Below are 22,569 nucleotides of genomic sequence, written 5' to 3' on the forward strand. Positions count from 1 at the left end.
GGAAAATAACCATGCGGATTGCAGCAGTGGAACAAAACGGCCATTCTTTTCTTGCCGGATACGATGAAGAATTTGATGTGTATGTCGATTTAGAAATTGGGGAAAACGGGGATTTGAGAAAATGGCTCGAAGAAACCGTCAACGGAAAAGCCCTGCTTGTAGAGCGGTGGCAGGATTATGCAGAAAGCCGTCATCAATTCAAAACGTATGCTTCGGAAAATGTAAAAGTACTTCCGCCGGTTAAGAGGGAAGGGCAGAACATTATCTGTATCGGAAAAAATTATGCTGATCATGCTGCGGAAATGGGTACGCAAAACGCTCCAGAGGCCCCGCTGGTGTTTACGAAATCGTCTTCCTCGTTAATCGCGGATGGTGAGATTATAGAATTGGACGAATCATTTACAAACGCTCTGGATTATGAAGGGGAAATAGCGGTAGTGATTGGAAAAGCCGGACGGAGGATATCAAAAGAAAATGCAATGGATCACGTATTCGGCTACACGTTGTTCAATGATATTACTGCCCGGGATGTACAAAGGCGTCACCAGCAGTTTTTCCTTGGAAAAAGCGGGGACACGTACGGCCCTATCGGCCCGCATGTTACTGTCGGTCCTTCCGGCGAGCCGTCAGATTGGAAGCTGGAAACTTATGTAAACGGGGAGAAAAGGCAATCCGGAAGTATGTCGGACCTTATTTTTGATATTGCAGAGCTGATCGAGCAATTATCCAAAGGCATGACGCTCAGACCCGGTGATGTTATTGCTACAGGCACCCCGGCTGGTGTCGGCTCAGGGTTCAATCCGCCTAGGTATTTAAAGGACGGAGATGCGGTAGACGTTCATGTGGAGGCGATTGGTACGCTCTCCAATAAAGTGAAAAAAATATAGCCTACGCAATACCCGAGCCGTACTGTGTTTGAAGCAGCATAAATAGCGGGGCAGCGTGCAGAAACTGTTTGACGTCGATGCCGATCCGTTCTGTTATTTTGTCGAGCCGGTATTTCAGCGTATTTCTGTGCAGGTGAAGCCTTTTGGCGGTGGCGCTGCTGTTTAAGTTTTCCAGGAAGAAAGTATAAAGAGTATGCATTAATTCTTCATCCTGCTCGAGGCCGCTGAGAGCATAATGGAGCAATTCTTTTTTAGAGAACCGGGTATTTTCAACCATATGAATGCAGGGCAGTGCTTCAAAGGGGGCAAAGGAACGCCTGGAGGGCTGCTGCTCCTGAAGAAAAGAAAACATTTCCTGTTCCTGCTGATAAATTAAACGGATGTTTTCGCTGCGGTATATCTTCCTTCCGTAATAGACAGAAGCATCGACCATCGTGTCGCCCATCAGCAGGCCTGATAATTCCTGGGCCTCAAACACTTCCTCCTCGTCTGAGTCATCATCCGGGATAACAGCGAGAAGCTTTTCATCCCCGAGGACGGTAAGGATGACTGCACGCTGGTAATATTCAAGCAGGGTATCGTAAATATCGTTTTTCCAGCGATGAAGGCTGGAGCCTTCAAGAAATAAAAAACGAAACGGGTTGGGGATCTGCTCGGGAAGCGTATCGCTTTTTGCCTGAAGATAGGCCGCCCACGGGGAATATTCCCGGGCGCCAGGGGAAACAGGCACAAGCATAGTTTCAAGCAGCTGCTTCTCCCTGGTGGAGAGGGAATGAGTGGGAAAAGCCATTTGTGTACCGTCCGGAAGTCTGTAATAAAGGTGGTGTCCGGGCTGGCTGATTTCCTGCCATTGCTCCTCGGGCACTGCTTCTGGAAATAGCGAAATAATATCATTATACAAGCTGACCGCCTCCTATTCTTACATTATTGTATCAGACACGGATTATTCTAAGGTACAAGACTTTTAACGAATCAATGGATAGGTGGTAGAATGAACCAGAAAGCTAAAATAGAAAGGATGAATAAGAGTGGCTTACGAATTAGAAGGAATCCGTCAGCTGGATGTAGACGAGCTGAAAGAGCAATATAATAACGGTAAAAAAACACCGATCATGATTGATATAAGAGAGCCGGGCGAATACGAGGAACGTCATATACCGGGTGTACCTCTTCTTCCGATGAACCAGGTCCCGGAAGTGATCGATCAGTTTAAAAAAGATGAATCATACGTATTTATCTGCCGAAGTGGCTCGAGAAGCCAGCATACGGCCCAGTATTTTCAGGACAATGGCATTGAAAATGTTTATAATTTTGCCGGCGGAATGCTCGCCTGGGATGAGGAAACGAATTCCGGCATGGAAAACCCATTAAAGGACGTAAACGATTTGTATAAAAAATAATTACGAAGAAGCTGCAGATTAATTTCTGCAGTTTTTTATATAACAGCTTCCATAGTTTTCACTAAAAAAGCTTACCGTCTCTTCTTCTCTATAAAGATGAAGGGTTTAGTATTAACTGATTTGGGAAATAACGAAAAAGAGCATTGAATTCAGTTGAGCGAAACAGGAGGCGTATTGTATGCAGAAAAATAGTATTTTATGGACCGTATTGACAGCACTGATTGTTGGCGCAGCCGTTTATTTTCTTAAAGACGGAGAAACAAGAGCGCAGGTGAAGGACGTATCAAAACGTACAGCAGCCAAGGTAGGCGGCAAAACAAAAGAAGAAGAAGATAAAGAATTGAATGAAACTGTAGGTAACCCGAATCCGCAGGATTTTGAAGATAACAAAATGGTTTCTGAAGGTGCTCAGTACTCTGTCCTTCATTACGAAGAAGCAGAGGAAAAAGAGGAAGAGCCGCTCCGGACAGCAAAGGAAAAGGATGAAAAATAGGCAACAGAAGGACAGCTGTCGAAGTGCTTAATGCACGCAGCTGTCTTTTTTTGTTTCTGAAGCTGATTGAAGGAAATGGAAGGCTTCTGTCTTTTCAATGATTGCTTTACTGGGGTACAATATTCAGAGTGTACTACTATAACGGCTGTAAAGGATGAAATGGCATGATTACTATCGAAAAGCAAACAATCGCAGATATTCCCAGCCTGCATATCTCGAAGCAGGCAGACAAACATCATCCGCAGCCGACGGTTTTATTTTGGCACGGCCTTGGCAGCAGCAAAGAACAGAATCTTTCCTTTGCCTATTATCTGGCAGAAAAGGGAATACGGGTCGTGCTTCCGGATGCTCTTTATCACGGAGAACGTGAGGGCGATATGGATGCCGGCAGAAGAACCTATGCGTTTTGGGATATTGTCATGCAGGCGGTGGAAGAAACCGAAGCTCTGCTGAATGAAATGACTACATATGAATGGATTGACAGCGGCCGGGTATACGTTTCCGGTACGTCCATGGGAGGAATTATTTCATGCGGGGCACTCAAGTCATTCGAGTGGATCCATGGAGGCATGATTCTGATGGGATCGCCGTCCTGGAAAGCGATGGCCGAAGAACAGATTCGGTCATTGAAGAAAACACCTGACTGGGTGCTGTCGGAACGCGAAGAGCAGGAGCTGTTGGATAAACTGGCTGCGTATGATCTCTCTCTTGACCCCGCCAAAGTGGAAGCAAAGCCTATCTTTTTTTGGCACGGGAAAGAAGATGACGTTGTACCCTACGAATTATCGTATCGTTTTTATGAGCGTCTTCCAGAGAGGGAGTCCTCGTGGCAGGCTTATTATCTGCAGCAGGAAGCAGGGCACAAAGTAACGAGAGAAGGAATGATTGCTGCTTCTGAATGGGCCTCTTCCCATATTTAAAGCAAGCGTGCAGTAGAAAGGAGGACATCTATGCTTACAAGCCATTCATCTATCGTATCGGAAGTCATACGCGTCCTGGTTATCGTATTCGGGGCGTTGATTATGGCAGTGGGCCTGAATTTGTTTTTGGAGCCGGCAAATGTATTTGCGAGCGGAGCCACGGGGATTGCGCAGATTATTGCAGGTTTTCTGCCGCTCTCCACAGGGGTACTCTTGTTTTTAATTAATATACCGATTGCTATGCTCGGCTGGTTTAAAGTAGGACGGCTGTTTACGTTCTACAGCTTTTTGCACGTAGCACTGACGACATTTTTTCTTGACCTTATACCTATCACCGAACTTTCAGGAGACATTTTATTAAACAGTGTCTTCGGCGGTGCGATTACAGCCGCCGGAGCTGCGGTAGCCTTAAAATGGGGGGCTTCTGCGGGCGGACTGGATATTGTGGCCCTGGTATTGGCCCGTATGGGGGACCGCCCGGTCGGCACGTATTTCATGCTGCTGAACGGGATTATCGTTATAGCGGCCGGCTTTCTGTATAACTGGGAAAGTTCTTTATACACCCTCGTAACGCTCTATGTCGGCTCAAGGGTCATAGATACTATTCATACACGGCACGTAAAGCTGACAGCTTTAATTGTAACGAAAAATCCGGACGAGATGCGCGATGCTATTCATGAAAATCTGACCAGGGGGATCACACGAATTCCGGCCCGGGGAGGATTTGATGCGAGCGAAAAAGAAATATTAATGACAGTGATTACAAGGTATGAAATGTACACGCTTCAGCAGGTGGTTCAGGAAGCAGATCCGGAGGCATTCACAAACATTATTAACACGACAACTGTGTTTGGTCTGTTCCGGAAAGACGACTGATCAAAATAAAAGCCGGGAAGTGAGAGAGATGGCCGTGAAAAAGTGGTTAGCTGCAGTAATAGCCTGTTTCTGTATGCTTTCTGCTGCTGCGTGTGGCAGCGGACAGACTGCTGAAGAGCCTTCCGCCGCTAGTCTGGAAGCTTCAATGACAAAAAATAATTGGGAGCTTACCGGTAATCTGGACACTGAAAACAACACCTGGCATTTGGAATTTGAAAATACGGGCAGCGAAGAAATGAAGCTGGATTTTCCGGACGGCCAGGAAATAGAAGTTATTATTACAGAAGAAGGCGTTTCCGAACCAGTTTATAGTTATTCGGAGGGAAAGGTATTTACGCAGGCGGAGAAATCTGTGGAAATCAGCGCCGGAAACATACGAAGGTGGGACGGGGAGCTTGATGCAGATCTTCTCGACTCTGAAAATTCGTACCGGGCAGAGTTTCGGATCCTTGCTGAAAACCTGGACGCCCCGGCCTTGAAAACGTCCGAAAATCCGTAAAAGCAGGAGTTGGCAGAGCTCCTGCTTTTTAGTATCAATAAATAAAATAAGCAGCAAAAGAAAGAAAGCCAATGGTACCGCAAATGACAGCAGTGAACCTGCCGCCTGTAAAAGCGATCAAAAGGGCAATGCCGAGGCCGAGCAGACCGAACCAGGGATCAGGCGGGGAACGCAGGGCCCCGGGGAGCAGGAGGGCTCCGAGCGCTGCGTACGGGATGAGCTGAAGTGCCTGCTGCACGGAAACGGGCAGGCGGTTAATATTTAACGAAAAGAAAGGAACAACTCTCGTGACGTATGTAATAACGCCCATTCCAATGATTAAAAGAAGCATATTCATGACTGACTCTCCTTTTTATGCTGAAAGGAACTGACATATACGACAATAATGACTGAGGCTGTCATTGCTGCTGGAATAGCCCATCCCGGGGAAAGCCAGAGCCCAAGAAACGTGTTGACAGCTGCGCTTAAGCCAGCGGTGTAAAGAGCCATACGGTATTTTAAAATGGCAGGAAACAGCAGCGCTGCAAAAAGGGCGTACAAGGCAAAATCCATGCTGATCTGCAGAAAACCGGGGAAAAAGGCACCAAAATAATAGCCGGCACATGAAAAAATGATCCAGCTGATATATGCTGCCAGAAAGATTCCAATTCCAAAATTTACTGTCGTTTTCTTCCTTTTGGCGGAGATCAGCGCGAAGACTTCATCGGTTAAGCCAAAGGCTAAGACGCCCTGCTTCCATTTAGAAGCAGAGAAAAGAATTTGTTTGACGGAAGCGCTCATTAATAAATGCCGGATATTTATGAGAAACGTAGAAATCCAGATGCTGTACAACCCCGCCCCGGCCGTAATCAGTCCAATAGCCATATACTGGGCAGCACCGGAGAAAATTATAATACTCATAAGTGCAGTTTCAAAAATGGACAGGCCGCTGTTGGCACCAAGCAGACCAAATCCCAAAGCAACTGGAATATATCCGGCAGCGATAGGAAGCCCCTGAATAAGGCCGCTGTTCCAGGAATGATCTAGTGCAGCTGTATTGCTCATAATCACCCTCCTTTTTTATTATATTATACTTTTGTATGTTATATTATACAACAGAGGTGAAAAAATGAAAGAATCCATTGGAAAAGAAATCGGCAAAACGTTACGTCAGCTTCGTCATGAGCGCGGTTGGAGCCTGGACAGACTGGCTGAAGCAACAGGGGTGAGCAAGCCAATGCTTGGACAGATTGAACGCGGGGCATCGAACCCGACCATTACGACAATGTGGAAGATTGCAGAAGGGATGGGCGTAGGGTTTTCTACTTTTTTGCAGAAACAGCGTCCGGACATGGAATTTGTTTCCGCTGATGAAGCTGAATGGCTTGAAGGGGAGAACGGCTACGCGGTCCGGAATATTTTTTCCAAACACGAACAGGCTCCGGTCGAATGGTATGAATTTGTGCTGGCTGCAGGAGGGAGCCATTACTCTTCTGCCCACCCATTTGGAGTAGAGGAATACATTTTTGTGCACGAAGGGCGTATGGAAGTGCAGACCAATGAGGAAAGTAAACAGCTAATGAGGCCGGAGGACGCGCTTCGTTTCCGGGCGGACCATAACCATGCCTATATTAATGCCGGCCCGGAAAAAGTGAAGGGTGTGCTTATGCTTTTTTATACGGCTTACCGGCAATAAAAAAGCCTTCCCACTTGAAGGGAAGACAGGAGTTAAAAACGGAAGCCGTAGCGCTTGGAAATAACGTCGTAAAAGCCGAGGGAATTATACAATGCTTTTGTGGCTGCGTTGTTCACTCCGGTTTCCAGCTCAATGCCCTTGATGTCATTATGCTCGGCCCAGTAAATAATTTTTAACAGCAGTTTCTTGGCAATACCCCGGTTGCGGTACTGCTGATCCACGTAGAGATCATTCAGCCAGACATAATAGCCCCCCTTTTCAAGACTGATGCCAATATTTAAAAAAGCAGCTCCCACAATCTTTTCTTCTGTTTCGGCTACAAAAATATGCGCGGTGGAGTCGGAATCAAGGGAAAGATCGATAGCCCGCTGCAGAAAGCGGTAAGCATCCTTCATGCCGATGGAATCCATCTGCCCCATGAGCAGATCTGCTATTTGATTTCTCACGTACTGTTCGGTATCTGTAGGTACTTTATACACCTGCATCGTTTGAACACATCCTTATTCAAAATCACGCGTCTAATTTTTAAAAAGCACCGGGTCGTATGCAGAAAGCTTTAACCGCTCTTCTAAATAATGGGCGATGCCGTCTTCTTCGTTTGTGCCAATAACTTCATTTGCCACTGATTTCGTATCTGTACTGGCATTCCCCATGGCAAGCCCCGTTCCGGCGGCTTCAAGCATTTCCAGATCGTTATCCTCATCCCCGAAAGCAATCACATCCTCCATCGTAAGCCCCGCATAAGCAGCGACTTTTTCGAGGCCGTTTGCTTTATGATTTCCCTTTTTAATAATTTCAATCATATGATGAGGCTCTCCCCACGAGCGTTGGTGCATGCCCTGGGCTTCGCTGGATGAGAGCAGTTCCTGCAGGCGTTCAGCTGTGCCTTCCTGGGGATATACAAGCAGGGAGGTAGGAGAGTTCGGAAGCACTCTTTCAAGCCTTCCTGCTCCGGTTACCGGCCCCTGGAAAGCCAGAAGATCAATAAAGGATTCGTCATGCTCATCCATGTACACGTCGTCGAGCACTTCGGCGAGCATGTTTTGAACATTTAACGTCCGGCATGTCTCGATTACTGTCCGGGCAAGATCCAGATCAAGCGGTTCATGGAAGGAGCGGAAAGAGTGGTCGGCCGGGTGGTGCACATACGCTCCGTTAAAATTAACGATAGGCGTGGAAAGGCCGAGCTGCTGGTAGTACATTTTACTCGCCCGGTATGGTCTGCCGGTAGCAATAGCTATTGTGTGTCCGGCATGTTTAGCCTGCTGGATTACTTTCCAGGTCTTTGTGGAAATCGTTTTATCATCTTTTAGAAGCGTCCCGTCTAGATCAAGAGCTATCAAATGTTTTTTCATAAAAACCTCTTCTTTCCTGATGGAAATATAAATGTAGGCTTACGTCTGTATAGAAACAGCGTCGTTAAACACGATCCGCTCTTTATTTTACTGGAACACAAGCAAAAAGAAAAGAAAAGGAATACCGGTGACATGAGAAAACAGATATAAAAATTTCAGCCATTTATACATTAATTGTACATTTTCATACATAAACTATATTCTCCGAAAAAAGGCTGAACAAATAGAAAAAGCTTAATAAACTCAGCTTGTGACGGAAAAGAAAAAATATGAATAAAAAATAAAAATACAGTTGCATTAATATATATTCAGACTTATAATAATCACCAGAACATATTGTATAAAGATAAATAGAGGTGCAACTTTATGAATACAGCGATTATTGGAGCAACTGGCTATGGGGGAGTGGAATTAATACGCATGCTGGCCCAGCACCGCGGCGTTAAACAAATTGACGTTTATTCCTCCTCAAAGCAAAATACGAAGCTTTCTGATATGTATCCGCATATGAAGGATTTATATAATGAAGTTCTGCAGCCGCTTGAGACGGCTGACTGGTCCGCATATGATGTTGTGTTTCTTTCCACGCCGCCCGGAATTTCAGCGGAGTGGAGCGAAACCATCGCAGCGCACACCAGAGTAATTGATTTGTCCGGGGATCTCCGGCTGAAGAACGCAGGAACCTACGAACAGTGGTATCAGCGTCAAAGCGCACCAGAAACCCTGCTTCAGGAGGCGGTTTACGGTTTGACGGAATGGAACAGGGAGGAAGTGGCAGGCACTTCTCTTTTGTCAAACCCGGGATGCTATCCGACAGCAGTACTTCTTGGTCTTCTGCCCCTGGTGGATAAGGATGCTATTGATCCTGCAAATATTATCATTGATGCCAAAACAGGCACTACAGGAGCGGGACGGACACCATCAGAAACCACTCATTTCAGTGAAATGGACGGCAATTTTAAAATATATAAAGTGAATGAGCATAAGCATACACCGGAGATTGAACAGGCACTGGACACGCATACGGGTAAAAATCATCCCGTTACATTCAGTCCTCACCTCGTGCCGATGACAAGAGGAATTTTAGCTACTATGTACGTGCCGCTTACCGGGGGAACAAAAAGCGGGCAGATAGAGGAACTGTTTCACCAGGCTTATGACAAAGAGCCCTTCGTCAGAATACGGGGAGAAAAATCCTTTCCAGCAACTAAAGAAGTGTATGGCAGTAATTTTTGCGATATCGGCTGGACAGTGGACGAGCGCACCAACCGCCTGACGATCGTTTCTGTAATTGATAACTTAGTTAAGGGCGCCTCGGGGCAGGCGATACAAAATATGAATGTGATGCTGGGAGCAGATGAGAACGAAGGGATTTCTCAGCTTCCAGTTTATCCATAAGAAAGGAAGAAAAATCATGGTAGAGGCATCGACAGCAGAGCAGGTAATAGAAGTATCGGGAGGAAGCATTTTAAGTCCTGCCGGTTTCTCCGCAGCGGGTATTCATACAAAGGTCAAAAGAAAAAGAAAAGATCTTGGAGCTATTATTTGTGACGTGCCGGCGTCGAGTGCCGCTGTATATACGTTGAATAAAATTCAGGCAGCACCGCTGCAGGTGACGAAGGAAAGCATTGCCAAAGAGGGAAAGCTCCGGGCGATTGTCGTCAACAGCGGGAATGCCAATTCATGTACAGGCAGACAGGGACTTGAAGATGCCTATACCATGAGAAAAAACAGTGCCGAAAAATTCGGCCTGCCGGAGCATCAGGTAGCGGTAACCTCTACCGGTGTGATCGGCGAAGCGATGCCCATGGATAAAATAAACGAAGGTATTGCACACCTCGAGCCGGAAACCGGATTTGAACGGGCGCAGGATTTTAATGAAGCAATCATGACCACAGACGTCGCCGGAAAGCACGCATGCTTTCAGACGTGGGTGGACAATAAAGCAGTTTTTATCGGAGGCGTGGCGAAGGGCTCCGGAATGATACACCCGAACATGGCTACGATGCTCGGGTTTGTGACCACGGATGCTGCCATTGAACCTGCTCATCTGCAGACGGCGCTTTCAGAAATTACGAACAAAACGTTTAACCGGATTACCATTGACGGCGATACGTCCACAAATGACATGGTAGTTGTCATGGCGAGCGGCAAGGCGGAAAACAGTCCGCTGAACCCGGATCATCCTGACTGGAACGCGTTCGTTACTGGATTGAAAGAGACATGTGAATCTCTTTCGAAAAAGATTGCAAGAGATGGGGAAGGCGCCACGAAGCTGATTGAAGTGAAGGTCGAGGGTGCTGCTACAGATGAAGAAGCCGGCCAGGCGGCCAAGCAGATTGTTGGATCAGATCTGGTAAAAACCGCTGTATACGGCACAGACGCCAACTGGGGCCGGGTGATTGTCGCTCTCGGCTACAGCGAAGTTGAGCTTGACCCAGACACTGTGGATATATCAGTAGGACCGGTGGAAACCTTAAAAGCAAGCACCCCGGTTCATTTTTCCGAAGAGGATGCAAAAGCGTACCTGGAAAATGACACGGTGGAAATAACGGTAAACCTCCACGTGGGAAATGGAAGCGGCAAAGCATGGGGATGCGACCTGACATATGACTATGTAAGAATTAACGCCGGGTACCGGACGTAAGGAAAGAAGGGAGAGAAGAGCATGAACAGCATCACTGTAGTTAAATGCGGCGGTTCCACAGTGAACAAACTCACAGCTGAATTTTTCAAAAGTATAGCGTCTATGAAGGAAAAGGGCATGAACCCGGTGCTTGTGCACGGGGGAGGGCCTGAAATCAACCGTATGCTTGAACAGATGCAGATTGAGTGTGAGTTTGTAAACGGGCTTCGAAAGACAACGCCCGAGGTACTTGAAGTAGCAGAGATGATTCTTTCCGGAAAAGTGAATAAGTGCCTCGTTTCCTCCCTTCAATCTGCCGGCTCTCCGGCGTTTGGCATGTCCGGTATTGACGGAGGTCTTCTGGAAGCAGAGCAGGTGGCTGATCAGGATCTCGGGCTCGTCGGCAACGTCGTGAATGTTAATACCTCCTGCATACACTCCATGCTCGAAAGTGGATTTGTTCCGGTGATCGCTCCTATTGCGGCGGATAAAAACGGCAAAAAATTAAATGTGAATGCTGACGCGGCTGCTTCGGCTGTCGCCCAGGCGATAGGCGCAAAAGAGCTTCTGTTTATTACAGATGTTGAAGGTGTGCTTATCGACGGAAGCAAAGCGGACTATATTCACGTAGAGAAGCTTGAGCAGCATATTCAAGACGGAGAAATTTACGGCGGAATGATACCGAAGGTCCAGGCAGCAGCGGCAAGCCTGACTGGAGATCTGGAAAAGGTCATTATTGCCGGCGCAGACGGGCATACAGACGAAGCAGGCGGGAAGCTGAAGGGAACGGCAATAATCAGAGAACAGGTCCAGGCTCCGTCCCTGACTTGAAAGGAGGAGAACAATGCAGCAGACAGAACAGAAATCGCACCTATTTGAAACGTATAAAAGATGGGAACTCACTTTTTCACATGCAGAGGGCTGTACCGTCACGGATAAAGAAGGAAAAGAATACACGGATTTAATGGCTGGCATCAGCGTTGTCAATCTTGGCCATGGTGATCCTGATGTAATAAAGCATGTAGAGAAGCAGCTGCACGCCGGATGGCACGGCTCCAATTTTTTTCAGTATGAACAGCAGGAGCGCGCTGCAGAGCTTTTGACGAAGCTTTCAGGAATGGATCTTGTATTTTTTGCAAACAGTGGTACAGAGGCAAATGAAGCAGCTATAAAGTGCGCCAGAAAATATACCGGGCGTACGAAAATCCAAAGCTTTGTCCAGTCTTTTCACGGGCGGACATACGGAAGCATGGCAGCAACCGGCCAGGACGCCATTCATCAGGGATTTGGCCGCATGCTCGAGGACTTTGAATATTTACCGTATAACGATGTGAATGCACTGGAGAAAGCTGTGGATGAAAACACCGCGGCAATTATGCTTGAGCCGGTGCAGGGTGAGGGCGGTGTTATTCCGGGAAGTCCGGCATTTATTCAAAAAGCCGCGGAGCTTGCCCGGCAGCACGGAGCACTGCTTATTGTGGATGAAGTACAGACAGGCCTGGGACGCACTGGTACGATGTTTGCCTATGAGCAGGCAGGCGTGAGCCCTGATATCGTAACGACGGCAAAGGCTCTTGGCAACGGATTTCCGGTAGGGGCGATGATCGGCAAAGGATATTTGCAGGAGGCCTTTGGCCCTGGGGCCCATGGCTCTACATTTGGCGGAAATCCGCTTGCTATGGCTGCTGTTGAAGGAACGCTTCAAAAGCTGATGAGTATTAACGCCCCGAAGATGGCAGCAGAAAAAGGACGATTTTTCACGAATCTTCTTGAAGAAAAAATCGTTTCCCTGCCGGTGGTAAAAGAAATACGCGGCCCGGGACTTATGATTGGCATAGAACTTACCGAAAGTGCTGCACCTTATGTACTCGCCATGCAGAAAAAAGGATTTCTGCTGATTGCTGCAGGACCTAATACTTTGAGGCTTCTGCCGCCGCTGACAATTCCGTACGATGACTTGGGAAAAGCCGCAGCAGCACTGAGAGAAGTGCTTGAAAAATAAAAAACGTACCAGGAGGGTTTGTAGATGAAAAGTTATATAAAATTGGAAACAGGCGAAATATTTGAAGGCAGCTGGCAGCAAGCCTTTCCGGATACGTATGGGGAAATTGTATTTTTTACAGGAATGACCGGCTACCAGGAAGTAATGACAGACCCTTCCTTTCACGGTCAGATAGTAGTCTTCACTTATCCGTTAATCGGAAACTACGGCGTGAATCCAACAGACAATGAAAGTACGCAGCCGCAGCCGGCGGGGATCATAGTCAGCGAAGCCTGCAGCAATTCGGGTCATTATGAAGGTGACCAGACACTCGCGGAAGCAGCGCTTGCGGCTGGCATTCCCGTTATGGAAAACGTGGACACGCGGGCTTTAGTCAAAAATATCCGGGAAAAAGGCGATATGGGCGCAGTAATGACCGGGAGCCCGGAATCTGTGGATGTCGGGGAATATGAGCCACTCGGAGAGCGCGATGTGATTAATACTGTAACGGTGGACAAGCAGATAACGGTCGGCAGCGGCGACCGGCACGTAGTAGTGATGGACTTTGGCTACAAGCAGTCGATGGTGGACCAGCTGAACAAAAAAGGGTGCAAAGTAACGATTGTGCCTTATGATACACCGAAGGATGCAATTGAAGATCTGGCTCCGGACGGCCTGCTGTTTTCCAACGGCCCCGGCAACCCGAAGCAGCTTGACCATTATTTGAGCACCTATAAGGAGCTTGCCGAAGCCTATCCGACTTTGGGTATCTGCCTGGGTCACCAGCTCCTCGCGCTTGCGTTTGGCGGGGAGACGGAAAAACTGCGTTTCGGTCATCGCGGCGCCAATCAGCCGGTGCAGGATCTGGAGACGAACAAAGTGTTTATGAGCTCTCAAAATCACAGCTATGTTGTCACCGGTGAGTCTCTTCCAAAAGAGTCTTTCCGGATAAAATACAAAAACGTCAACGACGGTTCGATAGAGGGCATGATGCATACGAAGTTTCCAATCATGACAGCACAGTTTCACCCGGAAGCCCATCCGGGTCCGGCAGACAGCGAAGAAATTTTTGATGAATTTTTGGAAACGATAGAGAATAAAGGGAGAGAAGCCACCTATGCCTAGAGATAAAAAAATAAACAAAGTACTGGTGATCGGTTCTGGTCCGATCGTCATCGGGCAGGCTGCAGAATTTGATTACTCAGGCACCCAGGCATGCCTGGCACTGCGGGAAGAAAACATTGAAGTTGTTCTGCTGAATAACAATCCGGCAACTGTAATGACAGATAACACCTGTGCCGACAAAGTATATTTTGAGCCGCTCACCGTAGAAACAGTGGAGCGGATTATAGAGCAGGAGCACCCGGACGGCGTGCTCGCCACCCTTGGCGGACAGACCGGTTTAAACCTCGCGCTTGCTTTTTCCGAACAGCAGACGCTCGAAAAGTACGGGGTGGAGCTTCTTGGTACGCCGATTGAATCCATCCGGCAGGGGGAGGATAGAGAAGCATTCCGCGCGCTAATGCACGAACTGGATGAGCCGGTACCTGAAAGTGAGATTGTGGAGAAAAAGGAAGAAGCATTGGCATTTGCGGAAAAAACGGGCTATCCAATTATCGTGCGCCCGGCGTACACCCTTGGCGGCGGCGGAGGCGGCATTGCCCAAAATGAAAAAGAGCTTAGCCACATCATCGAGGGCGGGCTGGAGGCAAGTCCGATTCACCAATGCCTGGTGGAAAAGAGCATAGCAGGGTTTAAAGAGATTGAGTACGAAGTGATGCGGGATGCCAATGACACGTGCATCACCGTCTGCAACATGGAAAACATCGACCCAGTAGGCGTTCATACGGGAGACTCCATCGTGGTGGCGCCGTCCCAGACCCTGACGGACGTAGAATACCAGATGCTTCGGAGCTCTTCGTTAAAGGTTATCCGGGCGCTTGGGATTGTGGGCGGATGCAATATCCAGTTTGCGCTCGACCCGGTCAGCAAGCAGTACTATTTGATCGAGGTAAACCCGAGAGTGAGCCGTTCTTCCGCTCTAGCTTCTAAAGCCACCGGTTATCCAATTGCCCGCATGGCAGCCAAAATCAGCATTGGCTATCACCTGCATGAGCTGTTAAATCCGGTCACCGGACATACGTACGCAAGCTTTGAACCGGCGCTCGACTATGTAGTAGTAAAGTTTCCGCGCTGGCCGTTTGATAAGTTTTCCTACGCAGACCGCACCCTTGGTACGCAGATGAAGGCGACAGGGGAAGTTATGGCTATTGAAAGAAATCTTGAGGCCGCGCTGCAGAAAGCAGTAAGGTCACTGGAGATTAAACTTGACGGGCTGGCTCTGCCGGAATGCAGGGAGACGGCTGATGAAAATATTTTAAACGAAATCCTGCAGCAAAACGATAAGCGGTTCTTTTACATTATGGAATGGCTTCGCCGCGGCGGGGATATGGAAACCATTCATGAAAAAACCGGTATTCAGTATTTTTTCCTGCGGACCTTTTCTGCCCTTATTCAAAAAGAAAAAGATATTGCTGGGATTTCCTGGGAGGATTGGGGTGAAGAGCAGCTGCTCCTGTGGAAAAAGGCCGGCTTTACGGATGAACAGCTGCATGTCCTCTCCGGAGTGGAGATTGGAGAAATACTTCAGCTGAGAAACAAGCTGAATATGTTCCCTTCGTATCATATGGTTGATACGTGCGCAGCGGAGTTCACTGCGGAGACTCCTTACTACTACTCCAGCTGGTACAAGGAAAGCGACCGCCAGGCCGAACCGGTCGAAAATAAAGTACTGGTTGTCGGTTCCGGGCCGATCCGGATCGGGCAGGGGATTGAATTTGATTACTGCTCGGTGCACGGGGCACGGGCGTTGAAAGAAGCCGGCTACGAAGCGGTAATTGTAAACAATAACCCTGAAACGGTAAGCACCGACTTTGAAATGGCGGATCATTTGTACTTTGAGCCGCTCACGGCTGAAGACGTGCTTCACGTAGCCAGGGAAGAGCACGTAACGAAAGTGATCGTACAGCTTGGCGGGCAGACAGGGATCTCGCTCACTGAGTCGCTTGAACAAGCAGGGATGGAAGTGCTCGGCACGACATCTGATATTATTGACCAGCTCGAAGACCGGGACCGCTTCTACCAGTTTATGCAGCAGGTGAACGTTCCGCATATTCCGGGAGTTTCCGGCCACAGCAGAGAGGAAACGCTGAAGCAGGCAGAAGAAATCGGTTATCCGGTGCTTCTCAGACCTTCCTACGTCATCGGTGGCCGTGGCATGGCGATTGCGACCAAAGAGGAAGAACTGGTGGAGTATATTGAAGATCCGGCCAATGATATTGAATACCCGATATTGATTGATTCCTACAAGCCGGGTACAGAGCTTGAGGTGGATGTGTTAACAGACGGCAGCGACATATGGATACCTGGTATCTTTGAACACGTAGAGGAAGCGGGTGTTCATTCGGGCGATTCCATGGCTGTAACTCCTCCGTTCAGTATCAGTGAAGAGGTAAAACAGCTTCTGGTGGACTACACGCAGAAAATTGCGGAGGGCATGGAGTTTCACGGTATCTTTAATATTCAGTTCGTCTATGACGCCGGCGAATTGTACGTGATTGAAATAAATCCAAGAGCATCGCGGACAGTGCCGGTTTTTGCCAAAATCACCGGGGAGAAAGTGATTGAAGGAGCGGTGCACCTTCTGCTTGGTCATTCACTTAAAACGTGGACAAATGAGAAAGGGCTTCATAAAGAGCCGGGCTATTATACGGTGAAAGCCCCGGTCTTTTCCAACGATAAATTAAGCGGGCTTGATCCGGTACTGGAAGCAGAAATGAAATCCACCGGGGAACTGATCGGCATATCAAAAGATCTTTCCGGGGCCTTCCAGAAAGCATTTGCCTGGTCGGAAACGCAAATCCCTCTTCTGTTCAAAAAAACGGGAAGTGTCTACTGCGAAATTGCTGCCGGGGAATACGAAAAAGCAAAACCCTCCCTGGACAAACTGGAAGGCATGGGCTATACATTAGTATTCCCGCAGCACAAACCATTTGATGAATGGATTTACTCAGAGGATGCTTCAGCATTTATCAGTATTCCGGAAATTGGCCATAAAACAGGCAAAGAGCGCCGCCAGAAAGCGTTAATTGAACGTAAAACGATCGTAACGAATGCACGTACGCTGAGTGTGATGGTTCAGGCGATTCAAGGGACGCCGGAGCTGCCTGCCCCAATTGAATCCTGGCTGCAAAATTACGCTTTGGCCGAAAAAGGAGTGTAGCAAATGGCAACAAACCTGAATAATTCTGCCTCAACACTGCAGCAGCAGAGTATGTTAACGCTGCTTGATTTTTCAGCGGAGGAAATCAAGCAGCTGCTTGAGCTGGCAGCACACATGAAGAAAAACCCCTCCGCTTATTATAATCATCTCGCGCATCGTTCCCTTGGAATGATTTTTGAGAATGCGTCAACGAGAACCCGCGTGTCCTTTGAGGTAGCTATGACTCAGATGGGAGGCCATTCCTTATTCCTGAGCCCCCGGGACATGCAGATCGGCCGCGGAGAGCCGATCCAGGACACAGCCAAGGTGCTTTCGAGGTACGTTGATGCGCTGATGATCCGGACAAACGATCACGGAAAAGTCGAGGCGCTCGCTGAACATGCAGACGTACCGGTTATCAACGCACTCACGGATCTGTATCATCCGTGTCAGGCGCTTGCTGATTTGCTTACGGTGCAGGAGCGGAAGGGAAGCTTTGAGGGCTTAAAAAGTGTCTTTATCGGCGACGGGAATAATGTCGCCCATTCCTGGATCATAGCAAGCGTGAAAATGGGGATGGACGCGGTGCTCGCAGCACCGGAAGGGTATGGCCCGGATCCGGACGTATGGAAGCAGATTGAGCAGGCAGCGGAGCAGTCAGGAGCATCTGTCACCCGCACAAAAGACCCTGAAGAAGCAGCAAAAGGAGCGGACGTTATTTATACGGATGTATGGACGAGCATGGGCTATGAAGAGGAGCAGGCGAAGCGCCTCGCGGCCTTTAAAGGCTTTATGATTTCTGAAGAGCTTACGGCAAAAGCTTCGGAAGACTACATGTTTTTACACTGCCTCCCGGCCCACCGGGAGGAAGAGGTAGCGGCTTCGGTCATTGACGGTCCTCATTCAGCTGTTTATGATGAAGCGGAAAACAGACTGCACGTGCAAAAGGCAATACTTGCTTCGGTCATCGGCTAGACCGGGAAACCGTTCCTGATATACAGGGGCGGTTTCTTTTATGCGAAGAAAGGAGGATAAACACTTGGATTAGCTTGTTTCTGCTTGTATAATTGCCGGGAAGCCGGTAAACAGCGGGAGGGATGACATGACAGTGAAGCGTGCCGCAGCAGGGGTAATAATTTTTATTTGCGTATTGATCGCTGTATATTTAGGCATCGTTTATTTTTTCCAGGGAAGCCAGACGACGGCCATTCTTACAGCTATCACGGGAGCGCTGATCGCCGAATGGACATACCACCGTTCGTTCGTAAAGGAATAAAGGTTATATGAATAAAACGGTGTGCAGAAAGTAGACAACCGTGCGTGACTCGTATAAAATTATTCCCAGACTAATGAAAATATCCAGCCTGGTTCGTACATAGGCACGGAGTATATACATGAGAATGTGGAAGATAACAAAGGAGAGAGTAGCATGAATGAAAACAGGCGAGTGGTTGTAACAGGAATGGGAACAGTCAACCCGCTGGGCCAGACAGTGGAATCTTCGTGGAAAAATGCTGTTGATGGAGTCTCCGGCATTAGTGCTATCGAAAGGATGGACGTCTCCGAGCTTCCGATGAAAATCGGGGGAGAGGTAACGGACTTCGATCCATCGGCTTATTTGGAAAAGAAAGAGCTGCGGAAAATGGACCGCTTCACTCAGTTTGCTATTGTGGCTTCTATGCAGGCACTTGAGGATTCCGGCTATACAATTACTGAAGAAAATGCAGCCCGGACCGGCGTTTGGATAGGCTCCGGCATTGGCGGCATGGAAACGTACGAAACCCAGTTTCAGAACTTTATGGAGCGCGGCTATAAACGCGTCAGCCCGTTCTTTGTACCAATGATGATCCCGGATATGGCTTCCGGCCAGGTGTCCATTTACACAGGTGCCAAAGGAGTGAATTCCTGTACGGTGACAGCATGTGCCACAGGCTCCAACTCGATTGGGGACGCGTACAAAGTGATTCAGCGCGGCGATGCTGATGCTATGATTACGGGCGGCACAGAAGCTCCGATCACAAAAATGGCGATTGCCGGCTTTAGTTCAGCCAAGGCGATCACCATGAATGAAGACCCGAATACAGCGTCGCGTCCGTTTGATAAAAACCGGGACGGGTTTGTGATGGGCGAAGGAGCGGGCATACTGATGCTTGAAAGCCTGGAATCCGCCGAAGCGAGAGGGGCAGAAATCTACGCTGAAATCGTCGGCTACGGCTCTACCGGGGACGCGTATCATCTGACCGCCCCGGCTCCGGACGGTGAAGGTGCCCAGCGCTCCATGCAGATGGCTATGGATGATGCGGGACTTACAGCTGAAAACATTCAGTACATTAACGCCCATGGTACGAGTACACAGTACAATGATAAATTTGAAACGACAGCTGTACGAAAGGTATTTCAGGAGCATGCAGACAATGTATGGATGAGCTCCACCAAATCGATGACCGGTCATCTGCTTGGAGCGACCGGAGGTATTGAGGCAATATTTAGTATTCTTTCTTTAAAGGATAACGTCGTACCTCCAACTATTAACCTGCACGAGCCGGATCCGGAATGTGATCTTGATTATGTGCCAAACGAAGCCCGGAAAGGTGATATCCAAGCCGTTTTAAGCAATACCTTTGGTTTTGGCGGACATAATGCTACGCTGGCATTTAAAAAATGGCAGGCATAAAAAAGTCTGGGCCCCTGTGCCCAGGCTTTTTTTGTATTTAGGACTGATAGCTGTGAATAAGAGATTCAGCGTAATCCAGTGCTTCTTGGGAGGAAGTAATTTCTTCGTTAATAATCCCTTTTTCGGTTTCGCTGATAATGAATTTATAAAGCGGTCCGGGACGGAGGCCAAGACGTTGAAGTTCAGCGCCAGAAACCCACGACGGCAGGTCCTGCCACTTGTCCTGATACTGTCTGAGCAGAGCCGCTTTTTCCGGCTGCCCGGCACTGTATTCAAGGCAGTAAGCAGCAATTTCAACAGAAAGAGGGGACACATGGGCAGCAGTGCGGTGAAAATCACCGGGTTTTTCGATGGAGGCATCCCAGCTTTCATCGAGCAGGTGGTGTACGTGCCGGACAAGCTGTTTATCCTGTTTCCGGACGGCGACCCGCTCGGCAGAAAGCACCCGCCCGCTTTCCTGCAGAAATAGCGGAAGCAGGGTCATAAACAATGATGACTGGAGACCGGTAATATACGGAAGAAGCCGTTCGGCCGGGTCGTCCCATACAGCGCCAGGAAGGAACGCAGATAAAACATCAAGCTTCTGAAGACGATAAAACAGCTGGGCGGGAGGCATTTCGGCAGTCAGGCGCTGAAATTCAGCGAGTATTCTATCAGTAGACAGCGCATGAATAGCATTAACCGCCTGCGCAATAAACGCTTCCGTCTCATGATCCATCGCAAAGCCAAAACGGTGTTCAAAGCGGACGGCACGGAGGATACGGGTCGGGTCTTCCACAAAGCTTAAATTGTGGAGCACCCGTATGGCCCCCCGTTTTAAATCCTCGAGCCCTGAAAAGTGGTCGATGAGATCCCCAAACTCTTCGGGATGAAGAGCAAGAGCCATGGCGTTGATCGTAAAATCCCTCCGAAACAGGTCTTCTTTCAGGGTGGAGCTCTCCACGTCCGGCAGGGAGCCGGGTTTTTCATAAAATTCGGTCCGGGAGCTTGCGATATCCATTTTTAACCCGTCCGGCCAGGTAATCGTAGCAGTGCCAAAGGCTTCGTGCTTGTGGAGTTCGCCGTGCCATTTAGAAGCAATGTCCGAAGCGAAGGCTATACCGTCGCCTTCAACGGCAATGTCAATATCTTCATTTTCCTTCTGCAAAATAATATCGCGAACGACTCCACCGATCAGATAGGTGCGCAGATGCTGCCGGGCGCCCTCCTCTCCAACGGCCCGAAGCCACTGCTGGATAGAGTCCGGCAGGGTCTTGCGCATATTTTCTTCCATATTGACGGTTTCAGAGGCAGTGGAATCTTCACGCAGACGGGCAATAATATCACTGCGCGAGACGAGGCCAATTAATGCTCCGCGGTGATCAATGATGGGGAGCCGTCCGACGTTATGGTGGACCATCTGCTGCTGCAGCTCTTCAAACCGGTGATAGGGGGCTGCGGTATGGAGATTGGAGCTCATATAGCCTTTGACCGGAGCGTGTCCGAGCTGATGGTGCATGGCTTTATCAATATCGCGACGGGAAATAATGCCGACTAATTCATATTGGTCGTTTACTACCGGAAAGCCGCTGTGTCCGTAACGGAGCACCATATCTTCTGCCTCCCGGATCGTCGTTTCAGGCTTCAGTGTTTTTACGGGTCTGCTCATCAGCTCTTCTGCCGTAATGGAGCGGCCGATTGCAGATTGAAGCTGTGATTTGATCTGGTCGTAAACATCGTCGAGCAGCTGATCCTTGATAGTGGCCGATCCGGCACGGGAGTGGCCGCCTCCGCCGAAGGGGGCTAAAATGTCGGGGAGGTGAATACGGTCGGTGGCCGAGCGCCCGATAACAAATATTTTGCCCTGGGCCCTGGTTAAAGTAATGACAGCGCTCGCACCGGTTGTTTCTATTAAATTGGAGGTAACGGTATTCAAGCCGCCGATATGCTTGTCGCCGGAATCGAATTTGGTAATCAACAGCTGAAGCCCTTCGCGCTCAATGACCTCTGCTGCTCCGAGGTAGGCCCGCAGAGCATACTGCTGATCCGGAGAAAGTGAATCCTCCATGTATTGGCCGACGGTATCCAAATTCATCCCCTGCTCCATTAAAAATACAGCAGCCTGAAGGTCTCTAAGCGTTGTACTAGGATAGACGAGCGATCCGGTATCGGTATAAAGACCGAGAGCAAGAAGGGTAGCTTCGACCGGAGTAAGAGAAAGCTGGCGCTGCATCAATTCTTCAATGAGAATAGTGACAGCAGCTCCTGTCGGTTCAATCCGGGCATCAATAGAGGCCTCCGTTGAATCAGGTGCTTCTTTATTTGTGTGATGGTCATAAATGATCCAGTAAGGAGCCGAGGAAAAGGCAAGACCATCCCTGGCCCGATCCGGCTCGGAGACATCGGTTAAAATCACTGTATGCAGATCGTCCCAGTCGATATGCCGGGAGGAAACAAACGGGAATTCATCCTTAAAAAGAGCGAGGTACTCGTTGACTTCCTCGGACTGGTCGTCCTGCAGAACGAGGCGGGCTTCCGGATAAAGTCTGGAAGCAGCTACAGCAGAAGCGAGAGCGTCAAAGTCCATATGGCGGTGGGTTAAAATTACATCCATGGCAGCTGCCTCCTTAGTCGTTATTTTTCACATGCATCAAATGGCTGTGGAAATGATTGAGAGCCATCGTAAGAATGGCCTCGGGGCGCGTCTGATCAGCCTCCATGTTCACCTCGTCAAAATAGCGGGTGATATCTTCAAGCTGGTCCTTCTGCTCTTTGTATAAGTGCACCTGCAGTACCCGGGTTTCGTTCGCAAGCTCCCGGGCAAGCTGATTGATGGACTGCTGCAGCTGTTCGGACTCTTTCAGTAGTTCCCGCAGCTGTTTTTGCTTTTCTTCTCGTACAGTCACTTGCGACCCTCCATGTGCGAGATGTGTTTTCCCTATA

At 48.7% G+C, this 22,569-nt stretch carries 23 protein-coding genes; 16 read left to right on the forward strand and 7 right to left on the reverse strand.

Annotated features, from left to right (window positions below; translation table 11 throughout):
- The first annotated feature begins 11 nt into the window (after positions 1-11).
- The gene (locus SIC45_RS04010) at positions 12-887 is read left to right on the forward strand and encodes a fumarylacetoacetate hydrolase family protein (protein ID WP_319631148.1); all 876 of its coding nucleotides are present in this window, start codon (positions 12-14) and stop codon (positions 885-887) included.
- 1 nt (position 888) lies between these two features.
- Here the strand turns inward: SIC45_RS04010 and SIC45_RS04015 are convergent, their stop codons facing one another.
- A complete protein-coding gene (locus tag SIC45_RS04015) occupies positions 889-1,788 on the reverse strand; it encodes a PucR family transcriptional regulator (RefSeq protein WP_319631149.1) in 900 nt (299 codons plus the stop codon).
- A 127-nt stretch (positions 1,789-1,915) separates the two neighbouring features.
- Here SIC45_RS04015 and SIC45_RS04020 point away from each other — a divergent pair, with 127 nt between their 5' ends.
- The 5 genes from SIC45_RS04020 (at position 1,916) to SIC45_RS04040 (ending at position 5,075) form a co-directional block, all read left to right on the forward strand.
- Entirely contained in the window at positions 1,916-2,287 is a 372-nt protein-coding gene (locus tag SIC45_RS04020; protein WP_022793219.1) for a rhodanese-like domain-containing protein, read from the forward strand.
- A gap of 178 nt (positions 2,288-2,465) precedes the next feature.
- Entirely contained in the window at positions 2,466-2,780 is a 315-nt protein-coding gene (locus SIC45_RS04025) for a hypothetical protein (RefSeq protein ID WP_022793220.1), read from the forward strand.
- Between the two features lie 164 nt (positions 2,781-2,944).
- A complete protein-coding gene (locus tag SIC45_RS04030) occupies positions 2,945-3,700 on the forward strand; it encodes an alpha/beta fold hydrolase (RefSeq protein WP_319631150.1) in 756 nt (251 codons plus the stop codon).
- Positions 3,701-3,730: 30 nt separating this feature from the next.
- Positions 3,731-4,576, forward strand: a complete 846-nt coding sequence (locus SIC45_RS04035; protein WP_319631151.1) for a YitT family protein — start codon at positions 3,731-3,733, stop codon at positions 4,574-4,576.
- Between the two features lie 34 nt (positions 4,577-4,610).
- Positions 4,611-5,075 carry a BsuPI-related putative proteinase inhibitor gene (locus SIC45_RS04040; RefSeq protein ID WP_319631152.1) on the forward strand — a complete coding sequence of 155 codons (465 nt, stop codon included), beginning with the start codon at positions 4,611-4,613 and terminating at the stop codon, positions 5,073-5,075.
- Between the two features lie 34 nt (positions 5,076-5,109).
- Here SIC45_RS04040 and SIC45_RS04045 read toward each other — a convergent pair whose 3' ends face one another.
- Both SIC45_RS04045 and SIC45_RS04050 read right to left on the reverse strand, forming a co-directional pair.
- On the reverse strand, positions 5,110-5,412 hold the full coding sequence (locus SIC45_RS04045) for an AzlD domain-containing protein (protein ID WP_319631153.1): 303 nt from the start codon (positions 5,410-5,412) through the stop codon (positions 5,110-5,112).
- Positions 5,409-6,119 carry an AzlC family ABC transporter permease gene (locus tag SIC45_RS04050; protein ID WP_319631154.1) on the reverse strand — a complete coding sequence of 237 codons (711 nt, stop codon included), beginning with the start codon at positions 6,117-6,119 and terminating at the stop codon, positions 5,409-5,411. Before SIC45_RS04050 ends, SIC45_RS04045 begins: the two co-directional genes overlap by 4 nt.
- 64 nt (positions 6,120-6,183) lie before the next feature.
- Between SIC45_RS04050 and SIC45_RS04055 the strand changes: the two genes are divergently transcribed.
- Positions 6,184-6,750: an XRE family transcriptional regulator gene (locus tag SIC45_RS04055; protein WP_319631155.1), complete on the forward strand. Its 567-nt coding sequence runs from the start codon at positions 6,184-6,186 to the stop codon at positions 6,748-6,750.
- Between the two features lie 32 nt (positions 6,751-6,782).
- Here SIC45_RS04055 and SIC45_RS04060 read toward each other — a convergent pair whose 3' ends face one another.
- Entirely contained in the window at positions 6,783-7,235 is a 453-nt protein-coding gene (locus SIC45_RS04060) for a GNAT family N-acetyltransferase (protein WP_298783713.1), read from the reverse strand.
- 33 nt (positions 7,236-7,268) lie between these two features.
- Entirely contained in the window at positions 7,269-8,105 is an 837-nt protein-coding gene (locus SIC45_RS04065; RefSeq protein WP_319631156.1) for a Cof-type HAD-IIB family hydrolase, read from the reverse strand.
- A gap of 366 nt (positions 8,106-8,471) precedes the next feature.
- Here SIC45_RS04065 and argC point away from each other — a divergent pair, with 366 nt between their 5' ends.
- The 9 genes from argC to fabF all read left to right on the forward strand — a co-directional run bounded on the left by argC (position 8,472) and on the right by fabF (position 19,647).
- Complete coding sequence (argC, locus tag SIC45_RS04070) at positions 8,472-9,503, forward strand: N-acetyl-gamma-glutamyl-phosphate reductase (RefSeq protein WP_319631157.1); 1,032 nt, start codon at positions 8,472-8,474, stop codon at positions 9,501-9,503.
- Positions 9,504-9,519: 16 nt separating this feature from the next.
- Positions 9,520-10,752, forward strand: a complete 1,233-nt coding sequence (gene argJ, locus SIC45_RS04075; protein WP_319631158.1) for a bifunctional glutamate N-acetyltransferase/amino-acid acetyltransferase ArgJ — start codon at positions 9,520-9,522, stop codon at positions 10,750-10,752.
- A 21-nt stretch (positions 10,753-10,773) separates the two neighbouring features.
- Entirely contained in the window at positions 10,774-11,562 is a 789-nt protein-coding gene (argB, locus tag SIC45_RS04080; RefSeq protein WP_319631159.1) for an acetylglutamate kinase, read from the forward strand.
- 13 nt (positions 11,563-11,575) lie between these two features.
- On the forward strand, positions 11,576-12,733 hold the full coding sequence (locus SIC45_RS04085) for an acetylornithine transaminase (RefSeq protein ID WP_319631160.1): 1,158 nt from the start codon (positions 11,576-11,578) through the stop codon (positions 12,731-12,733).
- 24 nt (positions 12,734-12,757) lie between these two features.
- On the forward strand, positions 12,758-13,837 hold the full coding sequence (locus SIC45_RS04090; RefSeq protein ID WP_319631161.1) for a carbamoyl phosphate synthase small subunit: 1,080 nt from the start codon (positions 12,758-12,760) through the stop codon (positions 13,835-13,837).
- On the forward strand, positions 13,830-16,994 hold the full coding sequence (locus SIC45_RS04095; RefSeq protein WP_319631162.1) for a carbamoyl phosphate synthase large subunit: 3,165 nt from the start codon (positions 13,830-13,832) through the stop codon (positions 16,992-16,994). Before SIC45_RS04090 ends, SIC45_RS04095 begins: the two co-directional genes overlap by 8 nt.
- A gap of 3 nt (positions 16,995-16,997) precedes the next feature.
- Complete coding sequence (gene argF / locus SIC45_RS04100) at positions 16,998-17,948, forward strand: ornithine carbamoyltransferase (RefSeq protein ID WP_298783729.1); 951 nt, start codon at positions 16,998-17,000, stop codon at positions 17,946-17,948.
- Positions 17,949-18,075: 127 nt separating this feature from the next.
- Positions 18,076-18,249: a hypothetical protein gene (locus tag SIC45_RS04105; protein WP_298783730.1), complete on the forward strand. Its 174-nt coding sequence runs from the start codon at positions 18,076-18,078 to the stop codon at positions 18,247-18,249.
- Between the two features lie 153 nt (positions 18,250-18,402).
- Positions 18,403-19,647, forward strand: a complete 1,245-nt coding sequence (gene fabF, locus SIC45_RS04110; protein ID WP_319631163.1) for a beta-ketoacyl-ACP synthase II — start codon at positions 18,403-18,405, stop codon at positions 19,645-19,647.
- A gap of 37 nt (positions 19,648-19,684) precedes the next feature.
- Here fabF and SIC45_RS04115 read toward each other — a convergent pair whose 3' ends face one another.
- Positions 19,685-22,240: a CBS domain-containing protein gene (locus SIC45_RS04115; RefSeq protein WP_319631164.1), complete on the reverse strand. Its 2,556-nt coding sequence runs from the start codon at positions 22,238-22,240 to the stop codon at positions 19,685-19,687.
- 13 nt (positions 22,241-22,253) lie between these two features.
- Positions 22,254-22,532 (reverse strand): hypothetical protein, encoded by a 279-nt coding sequence (locus tag SIC45_RS04120; protein WP_022793239.1) that lies wholly within the window; start codon positions 22,530-22,532, stop codon positions 22,254-22,256.
- Positions 22,533-22,569: the final 37 nt, after the last annotated feature.

The sequence above is a fragment of the Marinococcus sp. PL1-022 genome (assembly GCF_033845285.1).
In the GTDB taxonomy this organism is placed as follows: domain Bacteria; phylum Bacillota; class Bacilli; order Bacillales; family Marinococcaceae; genus Marinococcus.